Raw genomic sequence first — 26,632 nt, 5'->3', positions numbered from 1 at the left:
TTACGACGCCTTGCGATGCGGAGCGGATGCGCGTCCGGTCCTCCCCTTCAACTTCTTCAGCAGCGGTCCGAGCAGCGAACGCTTCGGCTTCTTCGCCTCGCCGCGCCCGGCGAGGCGGTTGGCCATGGTCTGGAACAGCTCGGTGGTGCGGTGGCTCCTGGAGACCTCCGCGATCATCTGGCCGTTATTGGCCGCGGTCGAGAACAGCTTCGAATCGAACGGGATCACCGCGAGCGGCTGGCTTTCCATGGTCTTGGCGAACGACTTGACGTCGATCTCGGCGCGCTTGTGCATGCCGACCTGGTTGATGCAATAGAGCGGCGGCCGGTCGTTCGGTCGCGCCGCCTTGAGCACGGTCAGCATGTTCTTGGTGTTGCGTAAGTTCGCGAGATCCGGCTCGGCCACGATGACGATGTCGTCGGCATTGACGAGCGCGCGCTTGGTCCAGGCCGACCATTGATGCGGCACGTCGAGCACGATGCAGGGCGTGGTCATGCGCAGCGTATCGAAGATCGCATCGAACGCTTCCGCGCCGAAATCATAGACCCGATCAAGGGTGGCCGGTGCGGCGAGCAGGCTGAGGCGGTCGGTGCATCTGGCGAGCAGGCGCTCCATCAGCGCCGTGTCCGGCCGGTCCTGCGACAGCACCGCGTTGGCGATGCCCTGCGCCGGATCCTGGTTGTAGTCGAGGCCGGCGGTGCCGAAGGCGAGGTCGAGATCGATCACGACGGAATCAAGCGCGAGGTCGCGCGCGATGGTCCAGGCCACGTTGTGCGCGACGGTGGAGGCGCCGACGCCGCCCTTGGCACCGACCACCGCGATGACGCGTCCGGTGATGATGGCTTCGGAGGCCGAAAACAGGCTGCAGATCGATCGCACCACGTCGAGGGTTTCGACCGGCCCGATCACGTAGTCGTTGACGCCGCGACGTACCAGCTCGCGATAGGGCGCGGTGTCGTTGGGATTGCCGATCACGACCACGCGCGTGCCGGGATCGCAGACGCCGGCGAGGTCATCGAGGCCCTCGAGGATGTCGCGGGTGCCGTCGGATTCGATCACGATCACGTTCGGCGTGGGCATCGTGTCATAGACTTCGATCGCCGCGGCGAGGCCGCCGCTCCTGGCGGTGAGATGCGCCTTGGCGAGACGGCGGTCCTGGCCGGCCGCGGTCATCGCGGCCAGCGTCTGCTCGGTCTCGCAGAAGGCCTGCACCGAGATTCGGGGAACCGGCGCAATGTGTTCGTCGGGATGCTGCGGATGGTCCGCCTCTTCGTAGTGGATGCCCGTCATTTGCCTGTGTCGCTGAGTTTGGCCTTTTCAGCCTCGGGGTAGGAGGTCGCCGTGGTCGTGCCCTTGCGGTAGCGGTCGAACGCGATGTCGCGCCGTGCGGTGTAGGCCGGCGTCTCCGCGCGGGGCTGCTCGAGGTCGGCGGGGTTGTCGATCATCGCGGCAAGATTGCGCTGGGTGGCGCAACCGAGATTGAAGTAGGGCCGGTTCTCGTTGTAGCCGGGGTCGAGGATCGACGGCCCCATGTCCTCGGGCCACAGCCCGCAGGGGCCGGCCACCGCGGTGATCTTGGAATAGCTCAGCCGAATGGTCGGCAGCAGGGCGGGATCTTCGGGACGATAGGGATGCTGGACGACGGCGCGCGACGGCACGCCGCCGCTGCCCAGCACGGCGCGGATTTCGTGATAGGTCGCAGCGGCCGCGCGCGAATTCGCAGTGTCGATGGGCACGTCGACGACGACGGAGCCGGTGCCTTCGCGCACCCAGTCCTGGGCAATGCCCATCACGTCGGCGTGCTGCGCGGCCGAAAGTCCGCCGCGCGCCTTGCCGACGAAGATCACGATCGAGCGCTTGCCTTCCTGCACCGCGATCGGGTGACGCATGCGGTAGTCGGTGGGCACCGTCTGGGTGGTGACGACGTCGCCCGTGGTGTTGCAGGCTCCCAGCATGACGGAGAGCCCCGTCAGCGCGAGCGCCATGCGCAAATTGCGACGTCGATCATTTGTCTTCGTCATCGGCTTGTCCCCACTTACCCCGTTTCCCGCCCCGTTCCCCAAACAGTCCGTTCGCGCGTCAGTCGATGATGAAGCCGAAATCGCCCTGGTTGCCGTCCATCGGATCGACACGGCGGGCGATGCCATAGAGGCGGTTCATGCGCCCGAGCAGCGCCGACTGCGCGTCCGACGACGGCGCGAAGCCGTCATCCGGCCGCGACAATTCCTTCTGCGCGACCGCGCGCACCACATAGGGAGTCACGATCACCATCAGCTCGGTCTCGTTGTTGACGAAGTCCTGGCTGCGGAACAGCGCGCCGAGAATCGGCACCTGGTCGATGCCCGGCAGGCCGTTGACGGCCTGCTTGGTCTGCTGCTGGATCAGGCCGGCCATCGCCATCGAGCCGCCCGAGGGAATCTCGAGTGTGGTTTCGGCGCGGCGGGTCTGGATCGAGGGAATGGTGATGGAGTTGTTCGCGGTCGACGACACTGCCTGCGTCACCGTGATCGCCTGCTGGTTCGACAGCTCCGAAACCTCGGTCATCACGCGCAGGCTGATGCGGCCCTCGCTGAGCACGACCGGCGTGAAGTTCAGGGAGATACCGAACTTTTTGTAGGAAATCTGGGTGGTACAGACATGCGTTGTCGGATCGCAGGAATAGCCTGCCGGGATCGGGAATTCGCCGCCCGCGATGAAGGTTGCGGATTCGCCCGAGATCGCGGTCAGGCTCGGCTCGGCCAGCGTTCGCATCACGCCCGCGCTTTCCATCGCGCGCATCGTGGCGCTGACGGTGGCGACGCCCTTGGTCAGGCCGGCGACGCCGAGCCCGTTACTGGAGACCAGCGGTCCACCGCTGACCGAGAACGGGTTGGAATTGTTGAAATTCACCACTGCGGTGCCGGCATTCAGGCTGGCGCTGAGATCGACACCCAATTGCTTGACGATGTCGCGGCGGACTTCGCCGACCACGACCTTCAGCATCACCTGGTCGCGGCCGCGCACGACGATGTTGTTGACGACCTTGTCGGCGCCGCCGACGAGCTTGGCGGCGACGTCGCCGGCCTGCTGGGCCTCGACCGGGCTCGACACCGAGCCGGTCAGCATTACGCTGTCGCCGACGCCCTCGATCTGCACGCCCGGCAGCGACGAGCGCAACGCCGTGCGCATGCCGTTGAGGTCGCGCTTGACCGCGATGTCGTAGGAAGCAACCTGCTGGCCGTCGGCGGCGAAGAACACCACGTTGGTCTGGCCGACCTGGCCGCCGATGATGTAGGCGCGCTGCGACGAGCGGATCACCGCATTGGCGATCTTGGGATCGGCCACCAGCACGTCCTTGACCTCGCGCGGCAGGTCGATGACGACCGACTTGCCGATGCCGAGCGACAGCGAACGCGTCCGCGCCGGCGCGATGGTTGCAACCGGCGAGACGCCGAGATCCGGCGCCTGCATAGGCGCCTGGTCTCCGACCGGCGCATCCGCAGCATGGACGAGATCGGCGGCTGCGAGCAGCCCCAGTACCAGCATTGCCCCTGCCCAGAACGAGCCGGCGCGCTTCCCCCGAATGCGCAGGCTCGTCCGATTATCCCCGTAGTTCATCATGTCCCCATCACTTCTGTGACGTCAATTGTCGCGCCTGCACCCCGTAGCGGATCACGTTCACGCCGCTCGAACGCTGCTTGAATGCCTGGTCCTCGGGCGTGCCGTCGGAGGCGCTGGCATCGGCGATGCTGCGCAGTGCAAGTGTCAGCGTGCCGCCCTGGCGCGAGGCCGACAGCGTCGCGACCTGGTCCGGCCTGAGTTCGAGCGTGACCGTCTTGCCGATCACGGCGTTCTGGCCGTCCTTCTCCTTCGGCGCCTGGTCGATCGCGAGCACGCGGATGTTGGTCAGGATGACTTCCGACAGGATCAGGTCGTTGCCGCCAGCCGGGCTGTTGTTGTTGTTGTTGGCGCCATCGGGGTTCTTCAGGCGTCGCGTCAGGACGATATCGACGCGGTCGTTCGGCAGGATGAAGCCTCCGGCCGCGGTCTCGGCGGAGATCTCCGTCGACACGGCCCGCTCGGACGGCAGGATCGCGGCCATGAAGCCGGATCCGTCGGCCTTCACCAGCTTCTGCTCGCGGATCGGCTCGCCCTGCATCAAGGGCACGCGTGCGATCGAGCCGGCGATCTGGGTCTGTGCGTCGGGCCTGCTGTCGCGGCGGATAAAGGCGCTGCTTGCGGTCGATTGCGGCCAGATCTGCCATTGCAGATCCTCGGCCTTCACGGCCTGGCCGAGCTGAATGTCGGATTTGGCGACGAGCACCTCGACGGTCGGCAGCTTCTCGGCCACCGCGAGCGCGGGCGCGGGCTTGTTGTCGTAGCCGCTCGCCAGATACGCGGCGACGCCGCCGGCGCCTAGTGCGATGACGAGAACGACAATGCGTGCGGTATTCATACGCTTCTACTCTTACGCGGGGCACTCGAACCGCACGTGGCGGGTTCCCCGGCATCGATGAGTAGGGAGTAAAAGTATAAGGGGTGTTGCGAGGCCCAGTGTGATGATCAGTGACGGTGCGGGTTTTGGGCAGATGGTGAATGCCGCGTTAGCCGTTCGGCCACTGACCCCGTAGATTCACGCAGGCGCGCCGGTGCATTCGCACGCGGCGCGGGACGTCATGGTGAATGGGTGGTTAGTGAAGCGCGGTCAACGTTTCCGTTGATGTCCGCAGCGCCGCCGCTACTTCGCCCGCTTCTGCTCGATCGCGTCCCAGATCTTCGCCGCAACATCGGGGCCGCCGAGCCGCGCGATGGCGCGGATGCCGGTCGGCGAGGTCACGTTGATCTCGGTGAGGTTACCGTTGATGACGTCGATGCCGACGAACAGAAGTCCGCGCTCGCGCAGCGCCGGACCGACGGTGGCGCAGATCTCGCGCTCGCGTGGCGTCAGCTCGGTCTCCTTCGCCGCGCCGCCGCGCACCATGTTGGAGCGGAGGTCGTCGGCAGCCGGCACCCGGTTCACCGCGCCTGCGAACTCGCCATTGACCAGGATGATGCGTTTGTCGCCGAGCTTCACCTCGGGGATGAACTGCTGGATCACCCAGGCCTCCTTGAAGGTGACCGAGAATATGTCGTAGAGCGAGCCGAAATTCATGTCCTGCGGCATCACGCGGAACACCGCGGCGCCGCCATGGCCGTGCAGCGGCTTCATCACCACGGCACCGTGCTTGTCGCGGAAGGCGTTGATCTCATCCAGGTCGCGCGAGATCAGGGTCGGCGGCATCAGTTGCGGAAAATTCATCACGAACAGCTTTTCGGGCGCGTTGCGCACCGAAGCGGGATCGTTGACGACCAGCGTCTTCGGATGAATGTGCTCGAGCAGATGCGTCGAGGTGATGTAGGCGAGATCGAACGGCGGATCCTGGCGCAGCAGCACCACGTCAAAGCCGTTCAGCGCCTCGCGCCTGGGCTCGCCGAGGGTGAAGTGATCGCCGGGCTCGTCGCGCACGGTCAGGAGCTGGACGGGTGCGACGATCTCGTCGCCGACCATCGAGAGCTTGTCGGGTGTGTAATAGGACAGGCCATGGCCGCGCTTCTGCGCCTCCAGAAGCAGCGCAAAGGTGGAATCGCCCTTGATGTTGATGCGGGCGATGGGGTCCATCTGGACGGCGACGTTCAGTTTCATGGTCTGCCTTTCAGGTCGAGGCGTCGAATGCCGCCAACACATGGCGTGGAAGTGATCGCGGCGCAATCAGCATGGCGTCGAATCGCAACTCGAATTCCGCATGCTCGGGATGCGTCACAAGCCAGCCCTGCGCGGCGTCGATGATGCGCCGCTGCTGGCGCGGCGTCACGGCGTAGGCAGCCTCATCGAGGCTGGCGCGCGCCTTGACCTCGACGAAGGCGATCAGGTTGCGGCGGCGCGCCACGAGGTCGATCTCGCCATGCGGAGTGCGATAGCGCTTGGCCAGAATGCGATAGCCCTTCGCCATCAGATAGGCGGCGGCGCGGCTCTCGGCCGAGATGCCGGTGCGGAACGCGGCAACGCGCTCGGGCGAGGCGATCTTCGGCTCCTGTTTCGGTTCCGGTGCGTCCTTAGTCTTCGCCATCGCCGCCCCGCAAATTTTTTGCGAGCTCGAGCGCGCGGGCATAGACCTCGCGGCGCGGCCGCCCCGAGAGCGCGACCGCATGCGCGACGGCGTCCTTGACGCTATGCGTGGCCAGCTGCTCGCGCAGGAGATCGTCCAGCGCATCCGATGAGAGCACGTCGGCATCGGCGGCCGGCGGAGCGATCACCAGCACGAATTCGCCGCGCGTCTCCAGCGTGTCCGCCTCGCGCGCCAGCTCGTCCAGCCTCGCGCGCGAAATCTCCTCGTGCAGTTTTGTCAGCTCGCGGCAGATTGCGGCCTCGCGCGTGCCCATGATCTCGGCGAGTTCGGCGAGCGTATCCTGCACCCGGTTGCCGGATTCGAACATCACCAGCGTGGCGTCGATGCGGGCAAGTTCGGCGAGGCGCGACCGCCGCGCGGCGGATTTAGCCGGCAAGAATCCCTCGAAGAAGAAACGGTCGGTCGGCAGCGCCGCGACCGACAGCGCCGCCAGCACCGAGGACGGGCCCGGCAGTGCATAGACCGCGTGGCCGGCCGCGCAGACCTCGCGCACCAGCTTGTAACCGGGATCGGAGATCAGCGGCGTGCCGGCATCCGATACCAGCGCGACCGAGCCGCCTGCGGCAAGCGCCTCCAGGATTCTTGGGCGGGCGGTCTCGGCATTGTGCTCGTGATATTGCTTGAGTTGCGCCGAGATATTGTAGCGCTCGGTCAGGCGCCGCGTGATGCGGGTGTCCTCGCAGGCGATGACGTCGACCCCGGCGAGCGTCTGCAGCGCACGGAGCGTGATGTCGCCGAGATTTCCGATCGGGGTCGCGACCAGATAGAGGCCGGCCGGAGGCTTCGGCACCGTGAGCCGATGGGCGTCGATGGAGAAGCCGCGCGGGGCGGCGTCCTCAGCTTCAGTCGTATTTATCGGGGCCGGCTTTGCGCGCATAATGAATCGAACTTAGGCATGATCCCCGGGGCAGGGAACCGGTCCTTCGAAAAAGATCGTACGGGACAGGATACTGAACTGGGGCGAGGAAGGGCTGGAATGTGATCCATCCGGCATCACATTCGAGAGGGAACGGAGCGCCAGCGCCATATTCGCGGCGGAAACGGCGCCTTGATGCTTTCGTGACGGACGGCGGAGAGCCAGCCAGGACTTGAGCGGTAGCCGCGTTAAGCGGTCATTATCCTTTTGTTTTGGTTAACTATTTGCCGACAATATGCCTGAATCCGCGGCTTCTGTCGCGGCAAGATTTGCTGTGATCGGCCGGCGACGGAAGATCAAAAGAAGAGCTGCCATGGTGCGCCTGCGTGATCTGAAGTCTCCCGTCGAGGGGGCCCGTTTGTCGGGGCGACCCGGCGGAGTGCGCTTGGCCTGCTGCTCGGCACGCCCTTGCTGTCGGCCTGCGCCGGCGTGCAGCAGAGCCTCAGCCAGTTTTCCAGCCCGTTCCCGAGCTCATCCCCGCCGGCCCAGCCGGCCGGGCCGCCGCAGCAGGCGACGACCGCCGGCACCGGCGGGGTGAAGGTCGGCGTGATCCTGCCGCTCTCGGCCGCAGGCAATGCCGGACTTGCCGCGCAGTCGATGCGCAACGCCGCCGAGATGGCGCTGGCCGAGTTCCAGAACCCGAACATCCAGCTCCTGATCAAGGACGACAATGGCAGCCCGCAGGGCGCGCAAGCCGGCGCGCAGCAGGCGGTCGACGAAGGCGCCGAGATCATTTTGGGGCCGCTGTTCGCACAGTCGGTGCCGGCGGTAGCGCAGGTCGCACGCGCGCGCGGCATCCCGGTGATGGCGTTCTCGACCGATTCGAGCATCGCCGGCCGCGGCGTCTATCTCTTGAGCTTCCTGCCGGAGTCCGACGTCAATCGCATCGTCGAATATTCCGCCAGTATCGGAAAACGCTCCGTCGCCGTGCTCGTGCCCGACAATGCCTATGGCAATGTGGTCGAGGCCGCAGTCAAAGCTGCGGTGCCACGGCGCGGCGGACGCATCGTCGCGTTCGAGAAATACGGCGCCGATCGCGCGACGCCGGCGCGCACCGTGGCGCAGCAGCTCGGCAGCGCCGATGCGCTGTTCATTGCCGATGACGGCGATGCCGTCGTTGCGGTCGCAGATGCGATGACCGCGGCGGGTGCGAATTTGCGCAACATCCAGCTGCTCGGCACCGGCCTGTGGGACAGCCCGCGTGTCTATGCGAGCCCGAGCTTGCAGGGTGGCCTCTACGCCGCACCGGATCCGGCAGGTTTTCGTGCGTTCTCCGGCCGTTATCGCACTAAATATGGCGCCGATCCGATCCGCACAGCGACGCTCGCCTATGACGCGGTCGCGCTCGTCGCAGCGCTCGCGCGCACGCAGGGCACCACCCGCTTCTCGTCGGATGTGCTCACCAATCCCTCCGGCTTCGCCGGCATCGATGGCTTGTTCCGCTTCCGCGCCGACGGCACCAACGAGCGCGGCCTTGCGGTGATGAAGGTGACGACGGGCGGCGGTGTTGCAGTCGCGGGCTCGCCGAAGAGCTTTGGGGCGTGATGGTTCACCTCGCCCGCTTGCGGGAGAGGTCGATTTGCGCAGCAAATCGGGTGAGGGCTTTCTCCGCTTGGGGATTGTCCCGGTGCGGAGACATCCTCTCCCCAACCCTCTCCCGCAAGCGGGCGAGGGGCGCACCGCCGCTTTGGTTGAGACTTACGCCGCGAGATCGGCGACCACTGCATCCAGCACCGGGAAGCCGCTGCTTGTGACGCGCAGCCGTCCTGTTGCGTCGACCGTGATCGCGCCTTCCTCGCGCAAAAGCGCGATGCGCTTGGGATCGAGCGGACGGCCGGAGAGCGCGGTGTAGCGATCGGGATCGATACCTTCAGCGAGGCGCAGTCCCATCAGCAAAAATTCGTCGGCGCGTTCTTCGCTGTTGAGAAGATCGTCGGTGACGACGCCATGGCCGCTGCTTTCGACGCGCATCAGCCAGGCTTCGGGGCGCTTCTCGGTGGCAGTGGCGTGGCGGATGCCGTCGATGTCGAGGCGGCCATGCGCGCCGGGGCCGATGCCGGCATATTCCTCGCCGCGCCAGTACACCAGATTGTGCCGGCACTCGGCGCCGCGCCGCGCGTGGTTGGAAATCTCGTAAGCGGGCAGCCCCAGCTTGTCGCAGGTCTCCTGCGTCACGTCGTAGAGCGCGCGTGCGACCGCTTCGTCAGGTGTCTTCAGCTTGCCGGCCCGATGCAGACCGAAGAACGGCGTGCCTTCTTCGATCGTCAATTGATAGAGCGACAGATGCTCGGCCGCTTCGCCGATTGCGAGACGCAGTTCATCGGCCCACATCGCCGGGGTCTGGTCCGGGCGGGCGTAGATCAGGTCGAACGAGTAGCGGTCGAACGAGCGGCGCGCGATCGCGACCGCATCGAGCGCCTCGCGCGCGCTGTGCATGCGGCCCAGCGCCTTCAGCGAGGTGTCGTCGAGCGCCTGCACGCCGAGCGAGACGCGGTTGACGCCGGCGGTGCGATAGCCGGCAAAGCGCGTGGCTTCGACACTGGTCGGGTTTGCCTCGAGCGTCACTTCGACGTCGTTGCCAACTTTCCAGTGCTTGCCGATCGCATCGAGCACGGCGCCGACGGTTGCGGGCTGCATCAGCGACGGTGTGCCGCCGCCGAGAAAGATCGAGGTCACCTCGCGGCCGGGCGAGCGCTGTGCGGTGGTTTCGATCTCGCGGGCGAAGGCGGCGGCAAAGCGCGCCTCGTCGATCGCGGCGTGGCGGACATGGCTGTTGAAGTCGCAATAGGGGCACTTCGACAGGCAGAACGGCCAGTGCACGTAGACGCCAAAGGCTTCGGATTCTTGTTTTGACGCGTTTTCCTGGCGCGAACCGGTATCCACTTCGCTCGAAAACGCTCTAGCGCGGCTCAAGGCAGATCTCCGCCAGTTTCACGAAGGCGCGGGCGCGGTGCGACAGGCCGAGACCGAGCGGTGGCAGGCCGTGCTTTTCGATGCTCGTCATCTCGCCGAAGGTGCGGTCGTAACCATCCGGCAGGAACATCGGATCGTAGCCGAAGCCGGCGGTGCCGCGCGGCGGCCAGACCAGGGTGCCGTCGACGCGCGCCTCGACTTCTTCGAGATGATCGTCGGGCCATGCGACGCACAGCGCCGAGACGAAATGCGCCTTGCGCTGGTCCGGCTTGGTGGCGCCACGCTCCTGCAACAGGCGTTCGATCTGCGCCATTGCGGCAGCGAAGTCTTTGGACGGTCCGGCCCAGCGCGCGCTGTAGATGCCGGGCGCGCCGTCGAGCGCATCGACCACGATACCGGAATCGTCGGCGAACGCGGGCAATTTCGTCGCCTGCGCCGCCGCGATCGCCTTGATCGCGGCGTTCGTGCGGAAATCGTTGCCGGTCTCGTCCGGCTCGGGCAGGCCGAGCTCGCCGGCCGACACCACTTCGATACCGTGAGGCGCGAGCAGCTCCTTCATCTCGGCGAGCTTGCCGGGATTGTGGGTCGCGATGACGAGCTTTCCGGTGATTCGACGGTGCATGAGCCTATTGACTACGCGACAGCCAGTTTCTGCAAGTCCACGAGACGCGCGATGCCCTTTTGCGCCAAGGCGATCAGCGCGAGGAACTCGTCCTGCGTAAACGCCTCGCGCTCCGCGGTGCCCTGCACCTCGATGATGCGGCCGTCGCCGGTCATGACGAAATTGGCGTCGGTCTCGGCTTCGGAATCCTCGGCATAGTCGAGATCCAGCACCGGCTTGCCCTGATAGATGCCGCAGGAGATCGCGGCGACGTTGTCGCGCATCACATTGGCCTTGATCATGTTGCGCGTCTTCATCCAGTTGATGCAGTCGGCGAGCGCGACCCAGGCACCGGTGATCGAGGCGGTGCGGGTGCCGCCGTCGGCCTGGAGTACGTCGCAATCGACCGTGATCTGGCGCTCACCGAGCGCTTCGAGATCGACGATGGTGCGCAACGAACGCCCGATCAGGCGCTGAATCTCGACGGTGCGGCCGCTCTGCTTGCCGGCGGCAGCTTCGCGGCGGGTGCGTTCGGAGGTCGCGCGCGGCAGCATGCCGTATTCGGCGGTGACCCAGCCGCGGCCTTGGCCCTTCAGCCAGGGCGGCAGGCGGTCTTCCAGTGTCGCGGTGACAAGCACATGGGTGTCGCCGAATTTCACCAGGCACGAGCCTTCCGCGTATTTGACCACGCCACGCTCCAGCGTCACGGGGCGCAATTCGTCGGGCGCACGGCGGCTTGGCCGCATGGGAAATCCTCCAAAACTCTCGGAAAAGGGCTGTTCGCGGTGCTTGTAGGTGGGGTGAGGGTGGGCGGCAAGGGGGGACGACAAGGCTTTTTCACCCCCGGTTTTCCACCCCGCAAACGCCACGCTTGTCAGAACGCTCAGGGATGGACAAATTATGAGCGTCTGAGAGGAGTTACCGCTGTGGCCCATCACGATCCGATCCATCTGATCGCGCCGCCCCCAGGGCTTGCCCAGCTCAACGAGCGTTCCCGCGACATCTTTCGTCAAATTGTCGAAAGCTATCTCGCGACCGGCGAGCCGGTTGGCTCGCGCAACATATCGCGGCTGATCGCGATGCCACTGTCGCCGGCCTCGGTCCGCAACGTCATGGCGGATCTGGAACATCTCGGCCTCATCTATGCGCCCCACACCTCTGCCGGCCGGTTGCCGACGGAACTCGGCTTGCGCTTCTTTGTCGACGCCCTGATGCAAGTCGGCGATCTCAACGACGCCGAGCGGCAGTCGATTCAAAGCCAGCTGACCTCGGTCGGGCAGGCGCAGTCGGTCGAGGCGGCGCTCGATCAGGCGCTGACGCGGCTGTCGGGTCTCACCCGCACCGCGGCGGTCGTCCTGACGCCGAAATCGAATACCCGGCTGAAGCACATCGAATTCGTCCGGCTGGAACCCGAGAAGGCGCTGGTGATCCTGGTCGGCGAGGATGGCCAGGTCGAAAACCGCGTGCTCACGCTACCGCCGGGGGTTCCCTCCTCGGCCATCACCGAGGCCGGCAATTTCCTCAATTCGCGGATTCGCGGCCGGACGCTCGCCGAGGCGCGACTCGAGCTGGAAACCGCGCTCGCGGAGGCTCGTGCCGAGCTCGATCAATTGACGCAAAAGGTGATCTCGGCCGGGATTGCGAGCTGGTCCGGCGGGGAGAATGAGGACCGCCAGCTGATCGTTCGCGGCCACGCCAATCTGCTGGAGGATCTGCACGCGCTGGAGGATCTCGAGCGGGTGCGGCTGCTGTTCGACGATCTCGAGACCAAGCGTGGCGTGATCGACCTGCTGGGGCGCGCCGAAACCGCCGAAGGCGTGCGGATTTTCATCGGTTCGGAGAACAAGCTGTTCTCGCTGTCGGGCTCGTCCACCATCATCTCGCCCTATCGGGATGCCGCCGGCCGCATCGTCGGCGTTTTGGGCGTGATCGGGCCGACGCGGCTGAATTATGCCCGTGTGATCCCGACCGTGGACTACGCCGCCCGCATCGTCAGCCGGCTGCTGGGGGGCTGACCGGCATTTGGGCCGATCACGGGCGCTTGATTTTCAGCGCCCGAAGCACGATATCCGGGCCAGCAAAATCCTGTAAGACGAGTTTGAAAAGAGAGCCGATGACCGATCGAGACCGGCAACCTGAAGACACGACTGCCGCGACCGGCGAGCCGGTGGTGTCAAAACCCTACATCATGCCCGACGATCCCGAGCCGGGTTCGGTGGAATTGCTGCAGAGGGAAGCCGCCGAGGCGCGCGACCGCATGCTGCGGACGCTGGCCGAGATGGAAAATCTGCGCAAGCGCACCGCCAAGGAGGTCGCTGACTCCAAGCTCTACGGCGTCACCGGCTTTGCCCGCGACGTGCTCGACATCGCCGACAATCTTCAGCGCGCGCTTGACGCCGTTCCGGCCGAAGCGCGTGCCGCCGCCGACCCTGGCCTGACCGCGCTGATCGAAGGCGTCGAGCTCACCGAGCGCTCGCTGCTCAACGCGCTGGAAAAGCACGGCGTGAGGAAGTTCGATCCGCAGGGCCAGAAGTTCGATCCGAACTTCCAGCAGGCGATGTACGAGGTGCCCGATGCGTCGGTGCCCGCCGGCACCGTGGTGCAGGTCATGCAGGCCGGCTACACCATCGGCGATCGCGTGCTGCGTCCGGCGCTGGTCGGCGTCGCCAAGGGCGGTGCCAAGCCCGCGCCCGCGGCGAACAGCAACGAGGCGAACTGATTGATCCTCATGGTGAGGAGGCGCGCGAGCGCCGTCTCGAACCATGCAGGCCCGGCTCTAGCATCCCGGCCTTCCATCCTTCGAGACGCGCGCTAAGAGGCGCGCTCCTCAGAGCCTGACCGAAAAAGAAAGTTGAGTGATTCCAGCCGGTTGTGATTCCTTGTGTTTGCGAAGACTCAAGGAGCACAACATGAGTTGGACTGAAACCACCCGACAGCAATATCGGCGCGACGGACTGCGTTATGCAAGCGACATGACGGACGCGGAATGGAAGTTGATCGAGCCGTTGCTACCTGCACGATCGCGGCGCGGCCGGCCGCGCAAGATCAGCCTGCGGGTGATTGTGAATGCAATCCTCTACGTTGGAGCCAGAGGCTGCCAATGGCGAGCGCTGCCGAAGGACTTTCCGCCATACTCGACGGTTCAGCATTATTTTTACAAGTGGCGCGGTTCTGGCTTATGGCGCACGGTCAACGACGCGCTGGTCCGACGAGTGCGCGAGCGACAAGGACGCAAGCCTGTTCCAACAGCTGGCGTCATCGACAGCCAGAGTGTGAAAACCACGGAAAGTGGCGGTCCAAGCGGGTTTGACATGGCGAAGCGGATCAAGGGACGCAAGCGTCATATCGTCACTGATACCGAGGGCTCCTTGCTGGCTGTGCAGGTGCATGCCGCCAATGTTCAAGACAATCATGGTGCAGTCCCGCTGTTGCGGATCATCGGCCGTCTATTCCCCACCCTGCGCCACATCTTCGCCGATCGTGTCTACCGTGGCCCAAAGCTGCTCGATGCGATCGCTGATTTTGGCCAATGGACGATTGAAATCGTCACCCGCTCGCAAAGCGTTGGAACGTTCAAAGCCGAGCCTCGACGTTGGGTCATCGAGCGCACGTTTGCCTGGTTCGGCCGCAACCGACGGCTCGCCAAAGACTTCGAGGCAACCATCGCCAGCGCGGAAGCTTGGGTCTTGATCGCCAGTATCCGCCTGCTCTCCCGCCGTTTGGCCAGAACCTGAGATACCAATGACTTATTTTGAGTCAGACTCTCAGGATGAGGGTCTTGCAGTTTTACCTGCCGCTTACGCGCTCGCCGCGATATCCGCAGACTGAATCCGCTTCACGCCGGCCTTGGCCATATCGGCCCAGGCCTTCGCGAGCGAGCCCTGATTGTCGATGCCGCGGCAGGCGTCTTCCACCACATAGACCTCAAAACCCGCCTTGCGCGCATCGAGCGCGGTCCAGGCGACGCAGAAATCCGTTGCAAGACCGGCAACGAAGACGCGCTTGATCTTGCGGCCCTTGAGATAGCCGGCAAGCCCGGTCGAGGTCTTGCCGTCGGCTTCGAGGAACGCCGAATAGCTGTCGACGTCCTTGTGAAAGCCCTTGCGGATGATGAGCTCGGCCTGCGGGATCGAAAGATCCTTCGACAGCGAGGCGCCGTCGGTGCCCTGCACGCAATGGTCGGGCCACAGCACCTGCTTGCCATAGGGCAGGTCGATGGTCTCGAACGGCTTCTTGCCGGAATGCACCGAAGCGAACGAGACGTGGCCGGGCGTATGCCAGTCCTGCGTCATCACCACGTTCGAGAACGCTTTCGCCATCTTGTTGATCACAGGCACGACCTGCTCGCCTTCCTTCACCGCAAGGCTGCCGCCGGGCAGGAAACAATTTTGCACGTCGATCACGAGCAGCGCGGACGCGTCGTCCGGCTTGATCGTGGCCGCCGCGAAGAGCGCAGTGGGAGCGAGGCCCGCGAGCGCCGTGGTCCCCAGCGCCGTCAAGATCTGTCGTCGATTAAGCATCGTCCGCCTCCCCTCAAACGTGATCCAGTGGAGGGAAGCCTAGTTCCGTTCGTGTACGAACAAAAGCCCGAAAATGCAGCCGGCGTTGGCGAGCGGTTGGGCTTCCAGCCCCAAGAAACTAGCCCTTGGGCTGGATGCCATCGCGCACGGCGCGGAAGCGGGTGAAGGCGTCCGCCCACTGGTCGCGCGGCGCGCTGGCGATGATGCGGAGCGAAGCACCGCCGGGCGCGAAGCGGATCCATTGCACCACGGTCACAGGCGTCTTGTCCTTGCCGCTGACGCCGTCGATCCGGGTCTCGAAGCCCGGCTGGCCGTTGATGCGGATCGGCTCCGACATGGTGACGCGGGACTCGCGCAGGCCGGGGATCTGGAGCGCCGCCTCCTGGGCAAAGCGGGCGCGGTCGTCAGCCTGTTGCGGCGTCGCGCCGATCAGGCCGAGGACCATGAACGGCTTCGATTCATAGCCCGAGCTCTCGTTGCCGTCGGCCAGGATGATGCTCGAGCCCGGGACCAGCGTGCGGATGTCCTTGAAGCTGGCGAGATCGGTGATCTTGAACGGCATCAGCCCGATCTGCTCGTCAGCCGACACCTCCTTGCGGGTCACGGCGGTCGCAAACATCTGCCGCACCGCCTCATCGGTGTAGATCTTCGACGCGTTCTCGGGCACCTGCACGGCGACGTAGCCGGAGAAGCCGGCGCCCGGCACGATCATCGAATAGCGCTTCACCGGGGTCGTGCCGGCCTTGCCGCTCTCGGTGGTGAAATAGGCAAGGCCCGCGGGCGTCTCGATCTTGTCCGGCTTGACGCCGTTGCTGCCGGCCGGATTGGCGTTGAAGGCGCCCACGACCTCGCCATAGGCCGCCGGCGGCAGCTCGGTGATCAGCACCTTGACGCTGCCGTCTTCGCTCTCGAAGCCAGGAAAGGTCTTGGCCGTGTTCAGCCCAACCAGCGGCACCATGCCGAGGCGCAGGCCTGGCGGGTAGACGGCGTCGGCGGCGAGCGCCGGAAGAGCTGTGGCGACGAGCAGGGCGAGCGCGGCGAGGGGGCGGGTCAGCTTCATGGGCACTCTGATTGGTTCACATTGGGGCCGTTCGATGGTCGGCGGTTGGGCGGCTTTGTCGCGCGAAGCAGCCCAATGAGAAGCAGCCCATGACGAGGCTGTCCGGCAGGTCGGCCTTTTAGCGGGTTTGGCGCGCCGGTAACAGGGCCGGGTCAGTCACGGCGGCGGGGCTGGCAGATGGCCGAACCTGTTAATATTTCCCCACCCGCAAGGGCGGAGAGGCCTAGATATGATCTTCTAAAACCCAATGTTTTCACGGCCGAAACTTGCGGTTCGGTCCTTGCGGGCCCCTCCCCCCCTCCTATATGAGCGTCAACCATCGCAATATCGCGAATGTTTGATCTTAGGGGGTTTCGGTTCGGGTGCCTTCTGGGCCCAGCCAACCTGCCGCAAAAACAAGGATATCAGGACCATGGGAAAGGTCATTGGGATCGACCTCGGCACCACGAATTCGTGCGTCGCCGTAATGGATGGCAAGAACGCCAAAGTCATCGAGAATTCCGAAGGCATGCGCACGACGCCTTCGATCGTCGCCGTGACGGACGACGGTGAGCGCCTCGTCGGCCAGCCTGCCAAGCGCCAGGCGGTGACCAATCCGGAGCGTACGTTCTTCGCAGTGAAGCGCCTCATCGGCCGCCGCTACGACGACCCGATGGTCGAGAAGGACAAGAAGCTCGTTCCGTACAAGATCGTGAAGGCTTCCAACGGCGACGCCTGGGTCGAGGCCGACGGCCAGACCTACTCGCCCTCGCAGGTCTCGGCGTTCATCTTGCAGAAGATGAAGGAGACCGCGGAAGCTCATCTCGGCCAGAAGGTCGACCAGGCGGTCATCACCGTTCCCGCTTACTTCAACGACGCCCAGCGCCAGGCCACCAAGGACGCCGGCAAGATCGCGGGCCTCGAAGTGCTGCGCATCATCAACGAGCCGACCGCGGCCGCGCTGGCCTATGGCCTGGACAAGACCAAGGCCGGCACGATCGCAGTGTACGACCTCGGCGGCGGCACGTTCGATATTTCCATTCTCGAAATCGGCGACGGCGTGTTCGAGGTGAAGTCGACCAACGGCGACACCTTCCTCGGCGGCGAAGATTTCGACATGCGCCTCGTGGGCTATCTGGCCGACGAGTTCCAGAAGGAGCAGGGCATCAACCTGCGCAACGACAAGCTCGCGTTGCAGCGCCTGAAGGAAGCCGCTGAAAAGGCCAAGATCGAGCTGTCGTCGACGACGCAGACCGAGATCAACCTGCCGTTCATCACCGCGGACCAGACCGGCCCGAAGCATCTGACGATGAAGCTCACCCGCGCCAAGTTCGAAGCGCTGGTCGACGACCTCGTCCAGAAGACCGTCGAGCCCTGCCGCAAGGCGCTGAAGGACGCCGGCGTCACTGCCGGTGAGATCGGCGAAGTCGTTCTGGTCGGCGGCATGTCACGCATGCCGAAGGTCCAGGAAGTCGTGAAGCAGCTGTTCGGCAAGGAGCCGCACAAGGGCGTCAACCCGGACGAAGTCGTGGCGATCGGTGCCGCGATCCAGGCCGGCGTGCTCCAGGGCGATGTCAAGGACGTGCTGCTGCTCGACGTGACCCCGCTGTCGCTGGGCATCGAGACGCTGGGCGGCGTGTTTACCCGCATCATCGACCGCAACACCACGATCCCGACCAAGAAGAGCCAGGTGTTCTCGACCGCCGAGGATAACCAGAACGCGGTCACCATCCGCGTCTTCCAGGGCGAGCGTGAAATGGCGGCCGACAACAAGATGCTCGGCCAGTTCGACCTGATGGGCATTCCGCCGGCTCCGCGCGGCATGCCGCAGATCGAGGTGACGTTCGACATCGACGCCAACGGCATCGTCAACGTCTCGGCCAAGGACAAGGCGACTGCGAAGGAACAGCAGATCCGCATCCAGGCCTCCGGCGGTCTGTCGGAAGCCGACATCGATAAGATGGTCAAGGACGCCGAGGCCAATGCCGCGGCCGACAAGCAGCGCCGCGAGGCGGTCGACGCCAAGAATCATGCCGATGCGCTGGTGCACTCCACCGAGAAGGCACTGGCCGAGCATGGTTCGAAGGTCGCCGAGACCGAGCGCCGTGCCATCGAGGACGCCGTCAGCGACCTCAAGGAAGCGCTGAAGGGCAGCGATGCCGAGGCGATCAAGGCCAAGACCAACACGTTGGCCCAGGCGTCGATGAAGCTCGGCGAGGCCATGTACAAGCAGCAGGCCGAGGCCGACGCGGCCAAGGACGCTGCGAAGGACGACGTCGTCGACGCGGAATTCACCGAGGTCGACGACGACAAGAACAACAAGAAGTCCGCCTAAGCCCGAGAGGGTCATGATGCGGACGGCTTGGACCCCACACGCTGCACCGGCCTCCCCTCTCAAGGGGGAGGCCGTCGTGTCGGGCTCGACGGGCCAAGACTTTTGCAGTCGGCTCCGTTACGATCGATCAATTCCCAGCCATTATGCTCAACGCTGCCGTGCTGCCCTCTGCCGGAAGGCGGGCGCGCGCCTATATCGTCGCGTGGCAACGTTGCTTCGCCCCGACTTGAATCGCGATTGGATAGACCGAGTTCAGCATGTCCACGTCCACCAAACGCTGCTACTACGAAACTCTCGAAGTCGAACGTGACGCCGACGAATCCAAGTTGAAGTCGTCCTTTCGCAAGCTGGCGATGAAATTCCACCCCGACCGCAATCCCGGGGATGACAGCAGCGAGGTCAAGTTCAAGGAAATCAACGAGGCCTACGAGATCCTGAAGGACAAGGACAAGCGCGCGGCCTATGACCGCTTCGGCCATGCCGCTTTCGAGCAGGGCGGTCCTGGCGGCGGCGGTGCCGGTTTCGGCGCGGGCTTCGCCTCCTCCTTCTCTGACATCTTTGAGGATCTGTTCGGCATGGCCGGGCAGCGCGGCCGTGGCGGCCGCGAGCGTGGCGCGGACCTGCGCTACAACATGGAAATCACCCTCGAGGAAGCCTTTGGCGGCAAGACCGCGCAGATCGAGATTCCGGTCTCGGTCACCTGCGAGGCCTGCTCGGGCATCGGCGCCAAGGCCGGCACCAAGCCCAAGACCTGCTCGACCTGCGGCGGCGCCGGCCGCGTGCGGCAGTCGCAAGGCTTCTTCACCCTCGAACGCACCTGCCCCGGCTGCCAGGGCCGCGGCCAGATGATCGAGGATGCCTGCCCGTCCTGTTCGGGCCAGGGCCGCGTGACCCGCGAGCGGAATTTGTCGGTCAACATCCCCCAGGGCGTGGAGGACGGCACCAGGATCAGGCTCGCCGGCGAAGGCGAGGCCGGCGTCCGTGGCGGCCCGCCCGGTGACCTCTACATCTTCCTGTCGCTGGCCCAGCACCAGTTCTTCCAGCGCGACGGCGCCGATCTGCATTGCCGTGTGCCGATCTCGATGGTGACCGCAGCGCTCGGCGGTGAATTCGAGGTGCCGACCATCGACAAGGGCAAGGCCAAGGTGAAGGTCCCCGCCGGAACCCAGTCCGCGCGCCGATTCCGCATTGCATCAAAGGGCATGCCGGTGCTGCGCTCGCGCCAGATGGGCGACATGTACGTCCAGGTCGTGGTCGAGACCCCGCAGAACCTCACCAGGAAGCAGCAGGAATTACTGGCCGAGTTCGACAAGCTCTCCTCCGGCAACACCCAGCCGGAATCCGAGGGCTTCTTCGCCAAGGTCAAGGATTTCTTCGGCAATCGGGCGAATTGAGCCGTCTTGACCGTATCGGTTTCGGCCTATACGTCTTTGTGACCATTTTCTGACATGCCGCGGTCACGCGGTCTCGTCCCGTCCGGTCCAGACATGCCATTGCCGTCGTCCGCGCGTGCGTTGAAGAAGCCCCGTCTTGATGACGAGGTGCGCTTTCTAAGGTCGTGGATCGAAAAGCCCCTCCACATGGGCGCGGTGATGCCGTCGGGCAAGCTGCTGGCCCGACCATGGCTCACTACGTCGACGTCAATTCGGACGCTCCGGTGGTCGAGCTCGGGCCCGGCACCGGCGCCATCACGTCGGCGCTGGTCGAGCGCGGCGTCGACCAGAAGCGCCTCGTCCTCGTCGAATACAATCCCGGCTTCTGCGCGCTTTTGCGCGACCGCTATCCGCAGGCCAAGGTGGTGCAGGGCGATGCCTATCGCCTGCGCGACACGCTCTGGAACGTGCTGAGCGCGCCGGCCTCCGCGGTCGTCTCCGGCCTGCCGCTCGTCACAAAACCGATGCTGACGCGGCTGCGGCTCATTCGCGACGCCTTCACGGCGCTCGCGCCCGGCGCGCCCTTCGTCCAGTTCACCTATGCGGTGGTGCCGCCGATCCCGAAAGCGCTGCCCGGCGTGTCCACAGAGGCCTCGGAACGGATCTGGATGAACCTTCCGCCGGCCCGCGTCTGGGTGTATCGCAAGGACTAAATCCGCCGCCTTTCTCTCATGCGCGGCGGGCTCGTTTCGCCGAACGCATTGGATTGGATGTCAGCCCCGAAGATCCTGGTCATTCCCGGCTCGCTCCGCACCGGCTCGCACAATGCGAAGCTGGCGGCGGTTGCCGCCTATGAATTCGCCCGGGCCGGCGTCGACGTCACCCGCATCTCGCTTGCCGATTTTCCGCTGCCGATCTACGACGGCGATCTCCAGGCCAAGTCGGGCGTGCCCAAGCACGCGATCAATCTCAAGCGCATGATCGGCGCGCATCATGGCGTGCTGATCGTTTCGCCCGAATACAACGCCTCGGTGCCGCCGCTGCTGAAGAACGCGATCGACTGGGTCAGCCGCGTGCATGAGCTCCAAGAGGCGCGCGGCGACGTGTTCCGCAACCGCACCTTCGCGCTTGCCGGCGCTTCGCAGAGCCGCCTTGGCGCCGCCCGCGCGCTGCAGGCGTTGCGGCTGATCCTGACCTCCTGCCACGCCAATGTGATTGCCAGCCAGCTCACGCTCGGCTTTGCCGACCAGGCCTATGACGATATGGACAGGCTGAAGAACGAGGGCGATATCGCTTCGTTGAAGGAGTTGGTGCGGCAGTTGATCGACGTTTCCCAACGCATGATGTGAGGTGACATGACGCCAGCCGAAATCGCCCCGAAGGACCGCCTGATTGTTGCGCTCGACTTGTCCAGCGTCGATGCCGCGGAGGCGATGATCGCAAGGCTCGGCGACAGCGTCACCTTCTACAAGATCGGCTATCGCCTCGCTTATGCCGGCGGCTTGCCGCTGGTCGCCAAGCTCGCCGACAAGGGCAAGAAGGTCTTTCTCGATCTCAAGCTGCACGACATCGGCAACACGGTGACGCAGGGCGTCGAGAGCATCACGAAGTTGGGCGCGACCTTCCTCACCGTGCACGCCTATCCGCAGACCATGAAGGGCGCCGTCGAAGGCCGCGGCAGCTCCAAGCTGAAGCTCCTCGCCGTCACGGTGCTGACCTCGTACAATGAGGATGATCTGCACGCGGCCGGCTACCGGCTCGGCATCTCCGAGCTCGTCGAAGCGCGCGCGCAGGGCACAGCTGCTCGGCATCGATGGCCTCGTGTCGTCGCCCGAGGAAGTCGGAGCCTTGCGCAAGATCGTCGGCCGCCAGATGCATCTCGTCACTCCCGGCATTCGCCCGGCGGGTTCGGCAACTGGCGACCAGAAACGCATCATGACACCCGGACGCGCAATCGCCGCGGGTGCCGATTACCTCGTCGTTGGGCGCCCGGTGGTGGAAGCCACGGATCCCAAGGCAATCGCGGACGCCATCCAGGCCGAAATCGCGCAGGCGCTCGGCTGACCAACAACACAGGGAGAAGAACAATGGCAAAAGGCTACTGGATCGGACGCGTCGACGTCAGCAGTGACGAGGGCTACAAACCCTACGCCGTCGCCAACGGCCCCATTTTCAAGAAATGGGGTGGCCGCTTCGTCGTCCGCGCCGGCAAGTTCACCACTGTCGAAGGTGCCAGCCGCAGCCGCAACGTCGTGATCGAATTCCCGGACTACCAGACCGCGATCGCCTGCTACAACTCGCCGGAATACCAGGCCAACATCAAGGTGCGCCAGCCGCACGCGATCGCCGACCTCATCATCATCGAGGGCTATGACGGCCCGCAGCCGTCGGACGGTTGAGGTTCGATCTTCTCTTATCCTCGCCGAGGTGCTCGGCCTGCATCGTTCGAGACGCCCGCTTTGGCGGGCTCCTCACCATGAGGGACTGATATCTCGCCGCGAACCGCGATCTCAACCCGAGGGCCCGCCATAGGCGGGTGTCTCGAAGAATGGCCGCAGGCGACCTGCCCTGATCCCCCTCGGTTGCCGGAACTGCATCCCGCCGCTACAACGGCCCTGAGAGGATCGCACCATGTCAGACATGCGCTTGATTGTTGCTGGAGCCGGCGGCCGGATGGGCCGTGCCCTGACGCGGGCGATTGCCGACAGCAAAGGCGCGGTGCTGGCTGGCGCGCTGGAGGCGCCGGGCTCGGAGCTGCTCGGCAAGGATGCCGGCGTGCTTGCCGGCTTGCCCGCCAACGGCATCAAGGTGTCCGCCGATCTCTGGGCGATGTCGAAGGAGGCCGACGGCATTCTGGATTTCACCGTGCCCGCGGCCACCATCGCCAATGTCGCAATCGCAGCCGAGCGCGGGTTCGTCCATGTCATCGGCACCACCGGGCTTTCTGCCTCGGACAACGCGGTGATCAAGAGCGTCACCAGCCGCGCGGTCGTGGTGCAATCGGGCAATATGAGCCTGGGCGTCAATCTGCTTGCCGCCGTGGTCAAGCGCGTCGCCAAGGCGCTCGACGAGAATTTTGATATCGAGATCGTCGAGGCACATCACCGCATGAAGATCGATGCGCCCTCCGGGACCGCGCTGATGCTGGGCCAGGCTGCAGCGGCCGGCCGCGGCATCTCGCTCGAGGAAAATGCGGAACGCGGCCGCGACGGCATCACCGGCGCGCGCAAGCCGGGCGCGATCGGCTTTGCCTCCCTGCGCGGTGGCACCGTCGCCGGCGAGCACAGCGTGACCTTCCTCGGCCCGTTCGAGCGCCTGACGCTGTCGCATCTCGCCGAGGACCGCATGCTGTTCGCGCACGGAGCGCTCAAGGCGGCGCTGTGGGCGCATGGCAAGAAGCCGGGACACTACTCCATGGCCGATGTGCTCGGTCTTGCAGACATCTGAACGAACGCGAGCATGATCCGGAAAAGCGTGAAGCGGTTTTCCGACAAGATCATGCTCGAACATTAACTGGAACGGAAAGCAGTCAATGAGCGAACGTCTTCTCGTGCTGGTGCGGCACGGCCAGAGCGAATGGAATCTGAAGAACCTGTTCACCGGCTGGAAGGATCCTGACCTCACCGAGCTCGGCGTGAAGGAAGCCTCGGAAGCCGGGCGCAAGCTGAAGGCGCAAGGCCTCGTGTTCGACGTCGCCTACACCTCGGTGCTCACGCGCGCGCAGCACACGCTCGATCTCATTCTCGGCGAGCTCGATCAGAAGGGGCTGCCGACCTCGAAGAACCTGGCGCTGAACGAGCGCGACTATGGCGATCTCTCGGCCTCAACAAGGACGACGCGCGCAAGAAATGGGGCGAGGACCAGGTGCTGATCTGGCGCCGCTCCTATGACGTGCCGCCGCCCGGCGGCGAAAGCCTCAAGGATACGCTGGCGCGGGCGCTGCCGTATTATGTGCAGGAAATCCTGCCCGGCGTGCTTAACGGCAAGCGCACGCTTGTTGCCGCTCACGGCAACTCGCTGCGCGCGCTGATCATGGTGCTGGAGAAGCTGTCACCCGAAGGCATCTTGAAGCGCGAGCTCGCGACGGGTGCGCCGATCATCTATCGCCTCAACGCGGATTCGACGGTGGCGTCGAAGCTGGATCTGGCGGGCTAGATCTCGCGAAAATTGTAGATCTCGTAGGGTGGGCAAAGCGCAGCGTGCCCACCGGCAGTGTGCTTGTAGTTCTACTGCATCCCCAGCTGCCCGGCTTCCCAGCCCAGCATCGCCTGCTTGCGGGTGATGCCCCAATGATAGCCGGTGAGCGTGCCGCTCTTGCCGAGCGCGCGATGGCACGGCACGACGAAGGACACCGGGTTCTTGCCGACGGCCGCGCCGACGGCGCGCGAGGCTTTGGGGCTCTTGATGTTGCAGGCGATGTCGGAATACGACACCGCGCGGCCCATCGGAACCTTCAACAGCGTCTCCCACACCCGCACCTCGAAATCGGTGCCGATCATCACCACCCGCAGCGGCTGATCCGGCCGCCACAGCTTTGTGTCGAAGATGCGTTGTGCCAGCGGCGCAGTGCCTTCGTGATCCTCGATGTAAGTTGCGTTCGGCCAGCGCCGTGTCATGTCGGCAAGCGCAGCCTTCTCCTCGCCGGGATCGGCGAAGGCTAAACCTGACAGGCCGCGATCGGTGGCAATCACGATCGCGGTGCCGAACGGCGAGGGATGGAAGCCGTAGCGCAAGGTGAGGCCCGCGCCGCCGTTCTTCCATTCGCCCGGCGACATCGCTTCGTGGGTGACGAAGAGATCGTGCAGCCGGCCCGGCCCCGAGAGGCCTGAGTCGAGCGCGGCGTCGAGGATGCTCGCGGAGTCCCGCAGCAATCCCTTGGCGTGGTCGAGGGTGAGCGCCTGCATAAAGGCCTTCGGCGTGATCGAAGCCCAGCGGCGGAACAGATGGTGTAGTTCATCCGGCGTGACGCCGGCCGCATCCGCCATCGCCTCGATGGTCGGCTGCGCGCGCCATTTCTCCGAGATGAAGGCGATCGCCCGGCGCACGGAATCATAATCGCGCAGCGCGGCATTCTGGGAGCCCGGCCTGGCCAGGCGCTGGTCATGTATGGCGAGTGTCATCATGACCGGAAATGTAGGCTTGGCGGGGGTCCTAAACCACCCGATTTCCGACCGTGATCAGGTGACCGGATTGTAGGTCGGGCCGCGCTTGGCCGCATTCAGCGCCTCAATCAAGCCCTTGTAGAAACTTGCCTTTTCGTCCGGTCCGAGAAAGCGGGCGATCTGAATCTGGTGGCCGCGCGAGATCAGGTAGAGATGCTCGATGCCAAAATCCTCGTCGACTTCCGTGTCGAGGCGGACCCAGAGCGGGTTGAAGGTCCATTCTGCGACCTGGCCGCGATGGCTGACGCGCCGCACGCGCAATTCGGTGGTCGTGACCGTGATCTCCTCGCGCGCCCGCGCAGTGCGGAAATTGACCTTGAAGGCCCACCAGATCACCAGGATGTCGAGGCCGAAAAAGCCGAACACCGGCCAGGCGCCCTTCATCAGGAAGACAATGCCGGTAACGAAGCTGACCACGCTCAGGAACAGCATCACGGCGAGAAAGCCGGTACGGTTCAGCGAGCGATGCGGCGTCAGCAGCGCGGAGAATATCTGCTGCTCGGCATGACCTTCGAGATCTTGGCGCTCAATTTCGTTGCCTGTGCTCATCGTCCCTCAGTATATCCCGATCATGGCGAAAATCACCCGCAAGCCGGCCCCGCGCAGAACCGCGGTGCCGGAGAAAAAGGCAAAGGCAGCCAGCGCGAAGCCCAAATCTTCCGCCAAGAAATCATCTAAGAAATCGGCGTCGGCCAAAAAACGCTCAAGGCTATCAAACCCTGGACGGCGGCCGAAGTTCATGAGGTTTTCAGCCGCTTTCGCAAAGCCAATCCCGAGCCGAAAGGCGAGCTCGAGCACCTCAATCCGTTCACGCTGCTGGTTGCCGTGGTGCTGTCGGCGCAGGCGACCGATGCCGGGGTCAACAAGGCGACGCGCGCCTTGTTCGCGGTCGCGGATACGCCGCAGAAGATGCTCGATCTCGGCGAAGAACGCCTGCGCGACTACATCAAGACCATCGGCCTCTACCGCACCAAGGCCAGGAACGTGATCGCGCTATCGGCAAAACTGCTCAGCGATTTCGGCGGCGAGGTGCCACGCACGCGTGCCGAGATCGAATCGCTGCCGGGTGCGGGGCGCAAGACCGCCAACGTCGTGCTCAACATGGCCTTCGGCGAGCGCACCATGGCGGTCGACACGCATGTTTTCCGCGTCGGCAACCGCACGGGGCTCGCGCCCGGCAAGACGCCGCTCGAAGTCGAGCTTGGTCTCGAAAAGGTGATCCCGGCCGAATTCATGCTGCATGCCCATCATTGGCTGATCCTGCACGGCCGCTATACTTGCCTCGCGCGCAAGCCTCGTTGCGAGGTATGCCTGATCAACGATCTTTGCCGGTGGCCGGAGAAGACGGTCTGAGCATGGCATTCGGGCGAGGTGGTTTGGGGGACTATCGTGAGTCAGCAGGAACAAGTTTCGCCGTCGCCGGCCGCCACAACGGCTCCTCCACCCAAGTCAACTCAGCGACCGGCGAACTCCTGATCCAGATCGATCCCGCCGATTACCAGGCCCAGGTCGCGCAGTCCGAGGCGGCCGTGGCCGCCGCGCAAACGTGCTCGTCAATCTCGCCAACCAGGTCGCGCTGCAACATGAAACCATCGCTCAGGCAAAGACCTCGGACCGTTCTTGTGAT

At 64.8% G+C, this 26,632-nt stretch carries 23 protein-coding genes and 5 pseudogenes; 14 read left to right on the top strand and 14 right to left on the bottom strand.

The genetic code is table 11. From position 1 onward, the window contains the following. The 7 genes from ACTGJ9_RS05615 to rsmI all read right to left on the bottom strand — a co-directional run bounded on the left by ACTGJ9_RS05615 (position 1) and on the right by rsmI (position 7,023). On the bottom strand, positions 1-1,290 hold the full coding sequence (locus ACTGJ9_RS05615; protein WP_456676260.1) for an AAA family ATPase: 1,290 nt from the start codon (positions 1,288-1,290) through the stop codon (positions 1-3). Next, positions 1,287-2,021: a CpaD family pilus assembly protein gene (locus ACTGJ9_RS05610; protein ID WP_456676259.1), complete on the bottom strand. Its 735-nt coding sequence runs from the start codon at positions 2,019-2,021 to the stop codon at positions 1,287-1,289. The genes ACTGJ9_RS05615 and ACTGJ9_RS05610 overlap by 4 nt, the downstream gene beginning before the upstream one ends. 58 nt (positions 2,022-2,079) lie before the next feature. Continuing rightward, complete coding sequence (locus ACTGJ9_RS05605) at positions 2,080-3,597, bottom strand: type II and III secretion system protein family protein (protein WP_456678446.1); 1,518 nt, start codon at positions 3,595-3,597, stop codon at positions 2,080-2,082. A gap of 10 nt (positions 3,598-3,607) precedes the next feature. Further along, complete coding sequence (gene cpaB / locus ACTGJ9_RS05600; RefSeq protein ID WP_456676258.1) at positions 3,608-4,435, bottom strand: Flp pilus assembly protein CpaB; 828 nt, start codon at positions 4,433-4,435, stop codon at positions 3,608-3,610. Between the two features lie 282 nt (positions 4,436-4,717). Further along, positions 4,718-5,662: a glutathione synthase gene (gene gshB, locus ACTGJ9_RS05595; protein WP_456676257.1), complete on the bottom strand. Its 945-nt coding sequence runs from the start codon at positions 5,660-5,662 to the stop codon at positions 4,718-4,720. Positions 5,663-5,672: 10 nt separating this feature from the next. Beyond that, positions 5,673-6,086 (bottom strand): YraN family protein, encoded by a 414-nt coding sequence (locus ACTGJ9_RS05590; RefSeq protein ID WP_456676256.1) that lies wholly within the window; start codon positions 6,084-6,086, stop codon positions 5,673-5,675. Beyond that, positions 6,073-7,023 (bottom strand): 16S rRNA (cytidine(1402)-2'-O)-methyltransferase, encoded by a 951-nt coding sequence (rsmI, locus tag ACTGJ9_RS05585; RefSeq protein ID WP_456676255.1) that lies wholly within the window; start codon positions 7,021-7,023, stop codon positions 6,073-6,075. Before rsmI ends, ACTGJ9_RS05590 begins: the two co-directional genes overlap by 14 nt. Positions 7,024-7,452: 429 nt before the next feature. Here rsmI and ACTGJ9_RS05580 point away from each other — a divergent pair, with 429 nt between their 5' ends. Next, the gene (locus ACTGJ9_RS05580; RefSeq protein WP_456678445.1) at positions 7,453-8,607 is read left to right on the top strand and encodes a penicillin-binding protein activator; all 1,155 of its coding nucleotides are present in this window, start codon (positions 7,453-7,455) and stop codon (positions 8,605-8,607) included. A gap of 153 nt (positions 8,608-8,760) precedes the next feature. Here ACTGJ9_RS05580 and hemW read toward each other — a convergent pair whose 3' ends face one another. The 3 genes from hemW to rph are packed head-to-tail and all read right to left on the bottom strand — an operon-like array spanning position 8,761 to position 11,322. Beyond that, positions 8,761-9,945, bottom strand: a complete 1,185-nt coding sequence (gene hemW, locus ACTGJ9_RS05575) for a radical SAM family heme chaperone HemW (RefSeq protein ID WP_456678444.1) — start codon at positions 9,943-9,945, stop codon at positions 8,761-8,763. Between the two features lie 16 nt (positions 9,946-9,961). Beyond that, a complete protein-coding gene (rdgB, locus tag ACTGJ9_RS05570; RefSeq protein WP_456676254.1) occupies positions 9,962-10,597 on the bottom strand; it encodes an RdgB/HAM1 family non-canonical purine NTP pyrophosphatase in 636 nt (211 codons plus the stop codon). Between the two features lie 11 nt (positions 10,598-10,608). Beyond that, positions 10,609-11,322, bottom strand: a complete 714-nt coding sequence (gene rph / locus ACTGJ9_RS05565; RefSeq protein WP_456676253.1) for a ribonuclease PH — start codon at positions 11,320-11,322, stop codon at positions 10,609-10,611. 180 nt (positions 11,323-11,502) lie between these two features. Here rph and hrcA point away from each other — a divergent pair, with 180 nt between their 5' ends. The 3 genes from hrcA (at position 11,503) to ACTGJ9_RS05550 (ending at position 14,310) form a co-directional block, all read left to right on the top strand. Next, a complete protein-coding gene (gene hrcA / locus ACTGJ9_RS05560) occupies positions 11,503-12,591 on the top strand; it encodes a heat-inducible transcriptional repressor HrcA (protein WP_456676252.1) in 1,089 nt (362 codons plus the stop codon). A gap of 98 nt (positions 12,592-12,689) precedes the next feature. Beyond that, positions 12,690-13,295: a nucleotide exchange factor GrpE gene (gene grpE, locus ACTGJ9_RS05555; RefSeq protein ID WP_456676251.1), complete on the top strand. Its 606-nt coding sequence runs from the start codon at positions 12,690-12,692 to the stop codon at positions 13,293-13,295. A 190-nt stretch (positions 13,296-13,485) separates the two neighbouring features. Continuing rightward, the gene (locus ACTGJ9_RS05550; RefSeq protein WP_456676250.1) at positions 13,486-14,310 is read left to right on the top strand and encodes an IS5 family transposase; all 825 of its coding nucleotides are present in this window, start codon (positions 13,486-13,488) and stop codon (positions 14,308-14,310) included. 63 nt (positions 14,311-14,373) lie between these two features. Here the strand turns inward: ACTGJ9_RS05550 and pncA are convergent, their stop codons facing one another. Together pncA and ACTGJ9_RS05540 are read right to left on the bottom strand one after the other, a co-directional pair. Next, positions 14,374-15,096 carry a bifunctional nicotinamidase/pyrazinamidase gene (gene pncA / locus ACTGJ9_RS05545; RefSeq protein WP_456676249.1) on the bottom strand — a complete coding sequence of 241 codons (723 nt, stop codon included), beginning with the start codon at positions 15,094-15,096 and terminating at the stop codon, positions 14,374-14,376. 118 nt (positions 15,097-15,214) lie between these two features. Continuing rightward, positions 15,215-16,156 carry a hypothetical protein gene (locus tag ACTGJ9_RS05540; RefSeq protein WP_456676248.1) on the bottom strand — a complete coding sequence of 314 codons (942 nt, stop codon included), beginning with the start codon at positions 16,154-16,156 and terminating at the stop codon, positions 15,215-15,217. Positions 16,157-16,568: 412 nt separating this feature from the next. Here ACTGJ9_RS05540 and dnaK point away from each other — a divergent pair, with 412 nt between their 5' ends. The 8 genes and pseudogenes from dnaK (at position 16,569) to ACTGJ9_RS05500 (ending at position 23,998) form a co-directional block, all read left to right on the top strand. Next, positions 16,569-18,470: a molecular chaperone DnaK gene (dnaK, locus tag ACTGJ9_RS05535; protein WP_456676247.1), complete on the top strand. Its 1,902-nt coding sequence runs from the start codon at positions 16,569-16,571 to the stop codon at positions 18,468-18,470. Positions 18,471-18,727: 257 nt separating this feature from the next. Further along, positions 18,728-19,864: a molecular chaperone DnaJ gene (dnaJ, locus tag ACTGJ9_RS05530; protein WP_456676246.1), complete on the top strand. Its 1,137-nt coding sequence runs from the start codon at positions 18,728-18,730 to the stop codon at positions 19,862-19,864. A gap of 93 nt (positions 19,865-19,957) precedes the next feature. Beyond that, positions 19,958-20,556, top strand: a pseudogene (locus ACTGJ9_RS05525) (class I SAM-dependent methyltransferase). Between the two features lie 57 nt (positions 20,557-20,613). Then, complete coding sequence (locus ACTGJ9_RS05520; RefSeq protein WP_456676245.1) at positions 20,614-21,192, top strand: NADPH-dependent FMN reductase; 579 nt, start codon at positions 20,614-20,616, stop codon at positions 21,190-21,192. 6 nt (positions 21,193-21,198) lie between these two features. Continuing rightward, positions 21,199-21,907: pseudogene (gene pyrF, locus ACTGJ9_RS05515) on the top strand (orotidine-5'-phosphate decarboxylase). A gap of 23 nt (positions 21,908-21,930) precedes the next feature. Then, positions 21,931-22,242 carry a DUF1330 domain-containing protein gene (locus tag ACTGJ9_RS05510; RefSeq protein WP_456676244.1) on the top strand — a complete coding sequence of 104 codons (312 nt, stop codon included), beginning with the start codon at positions 21,931-21,933 and terminating at the stop codon, positions 22,240-22,242. Between the two features lie 232 nt (positions 22,243-22,474). Further along, a complete protein-coding gene (dapB, locus tag ACTGJ9_RS05505; protein ID WP_456676243.1) occupies positions 22,475-23,290 on the top strand; it encodes a 4-hydroxy-tetrahydrodipicolinate reductase in 816 nt (271 codons plus the stop codon). Positions 23,291-23,375: 85 nt separating this feature from the next. Continuing rightward, positions 23,376-23,998 (top strand): annotated as a pseudogene (locus tag ACTGJ9_RS05500) (2,3-bisphosphoglycerate-dependent phosphoglycerate mutase). Between the two features lie 71 nt (positions 23,999-24,069). Here ACTGJ9_RS05500 and ACTGJ9_RS05495 read toward each other — a convergent pair. Next, the gene (locus ACTGJ9_RS05495) at positions 24,070-24,966 is read right to left on the bottom strand and encodes a methylated-DNA--[protein]-cysteine S-methyltransferase (RefSeq protein ID WP_456676242.1); all 897 of its coding nucleotides are present in this window, start codon (positions 24,964-24,966) and stop codon (positions 24,070-24,072) included. A 54-nt stretch (positions 24,967-25,020) separates the two neighbouring features. Then, positions 25,021-25,554, bottom strand: coding sequence for a DUF2244 domain-containing protein (locus ACTGJ9_RS05490; RefSeq protein ID WP_456676241.1), 534 nt, complete (start codon positions 25,552-25,554; stop codon positions 25,021-25,023). A gap of 22 nt (positions 25,555-25,576) precedes the next feature. On the opposite strand from ACTGJ9_RS05490, the pseudogene nth reads away from it, so the two are divergent. Together nth and ACTGJ9_RS05480 are read left to right on the top strand one after the other, a co-directional pair. After that, positions 25,577-26,358 (top strand): annotated as a pseudogene (gene nth, locus ACTGJ9_RS05485) (endonuclease III). Positions 26,359-26,468: 110 nt separating this feature from the next. Next, positions 26,469-26,632 (top strand): annotated as a pseudogene (locus ACTGJ9_RS05480) (HlyD family secretion protein); the annotation flags it as partial.

Origin of the sequence: Bradyrhizobium sp. RDM12 (genome assembly GCF_051917485.1) — a bacterium.
Taxonomy (GTDB): domain Bacteria; phylum Pseudomonadota; class Alphaproteobacteria; order Rhizobiales; family Xanthobacteraceae; genus Bradyrhizobium.
This window is presented reverse-complemented; position numbering and strand designations above follow the sequence as displayed.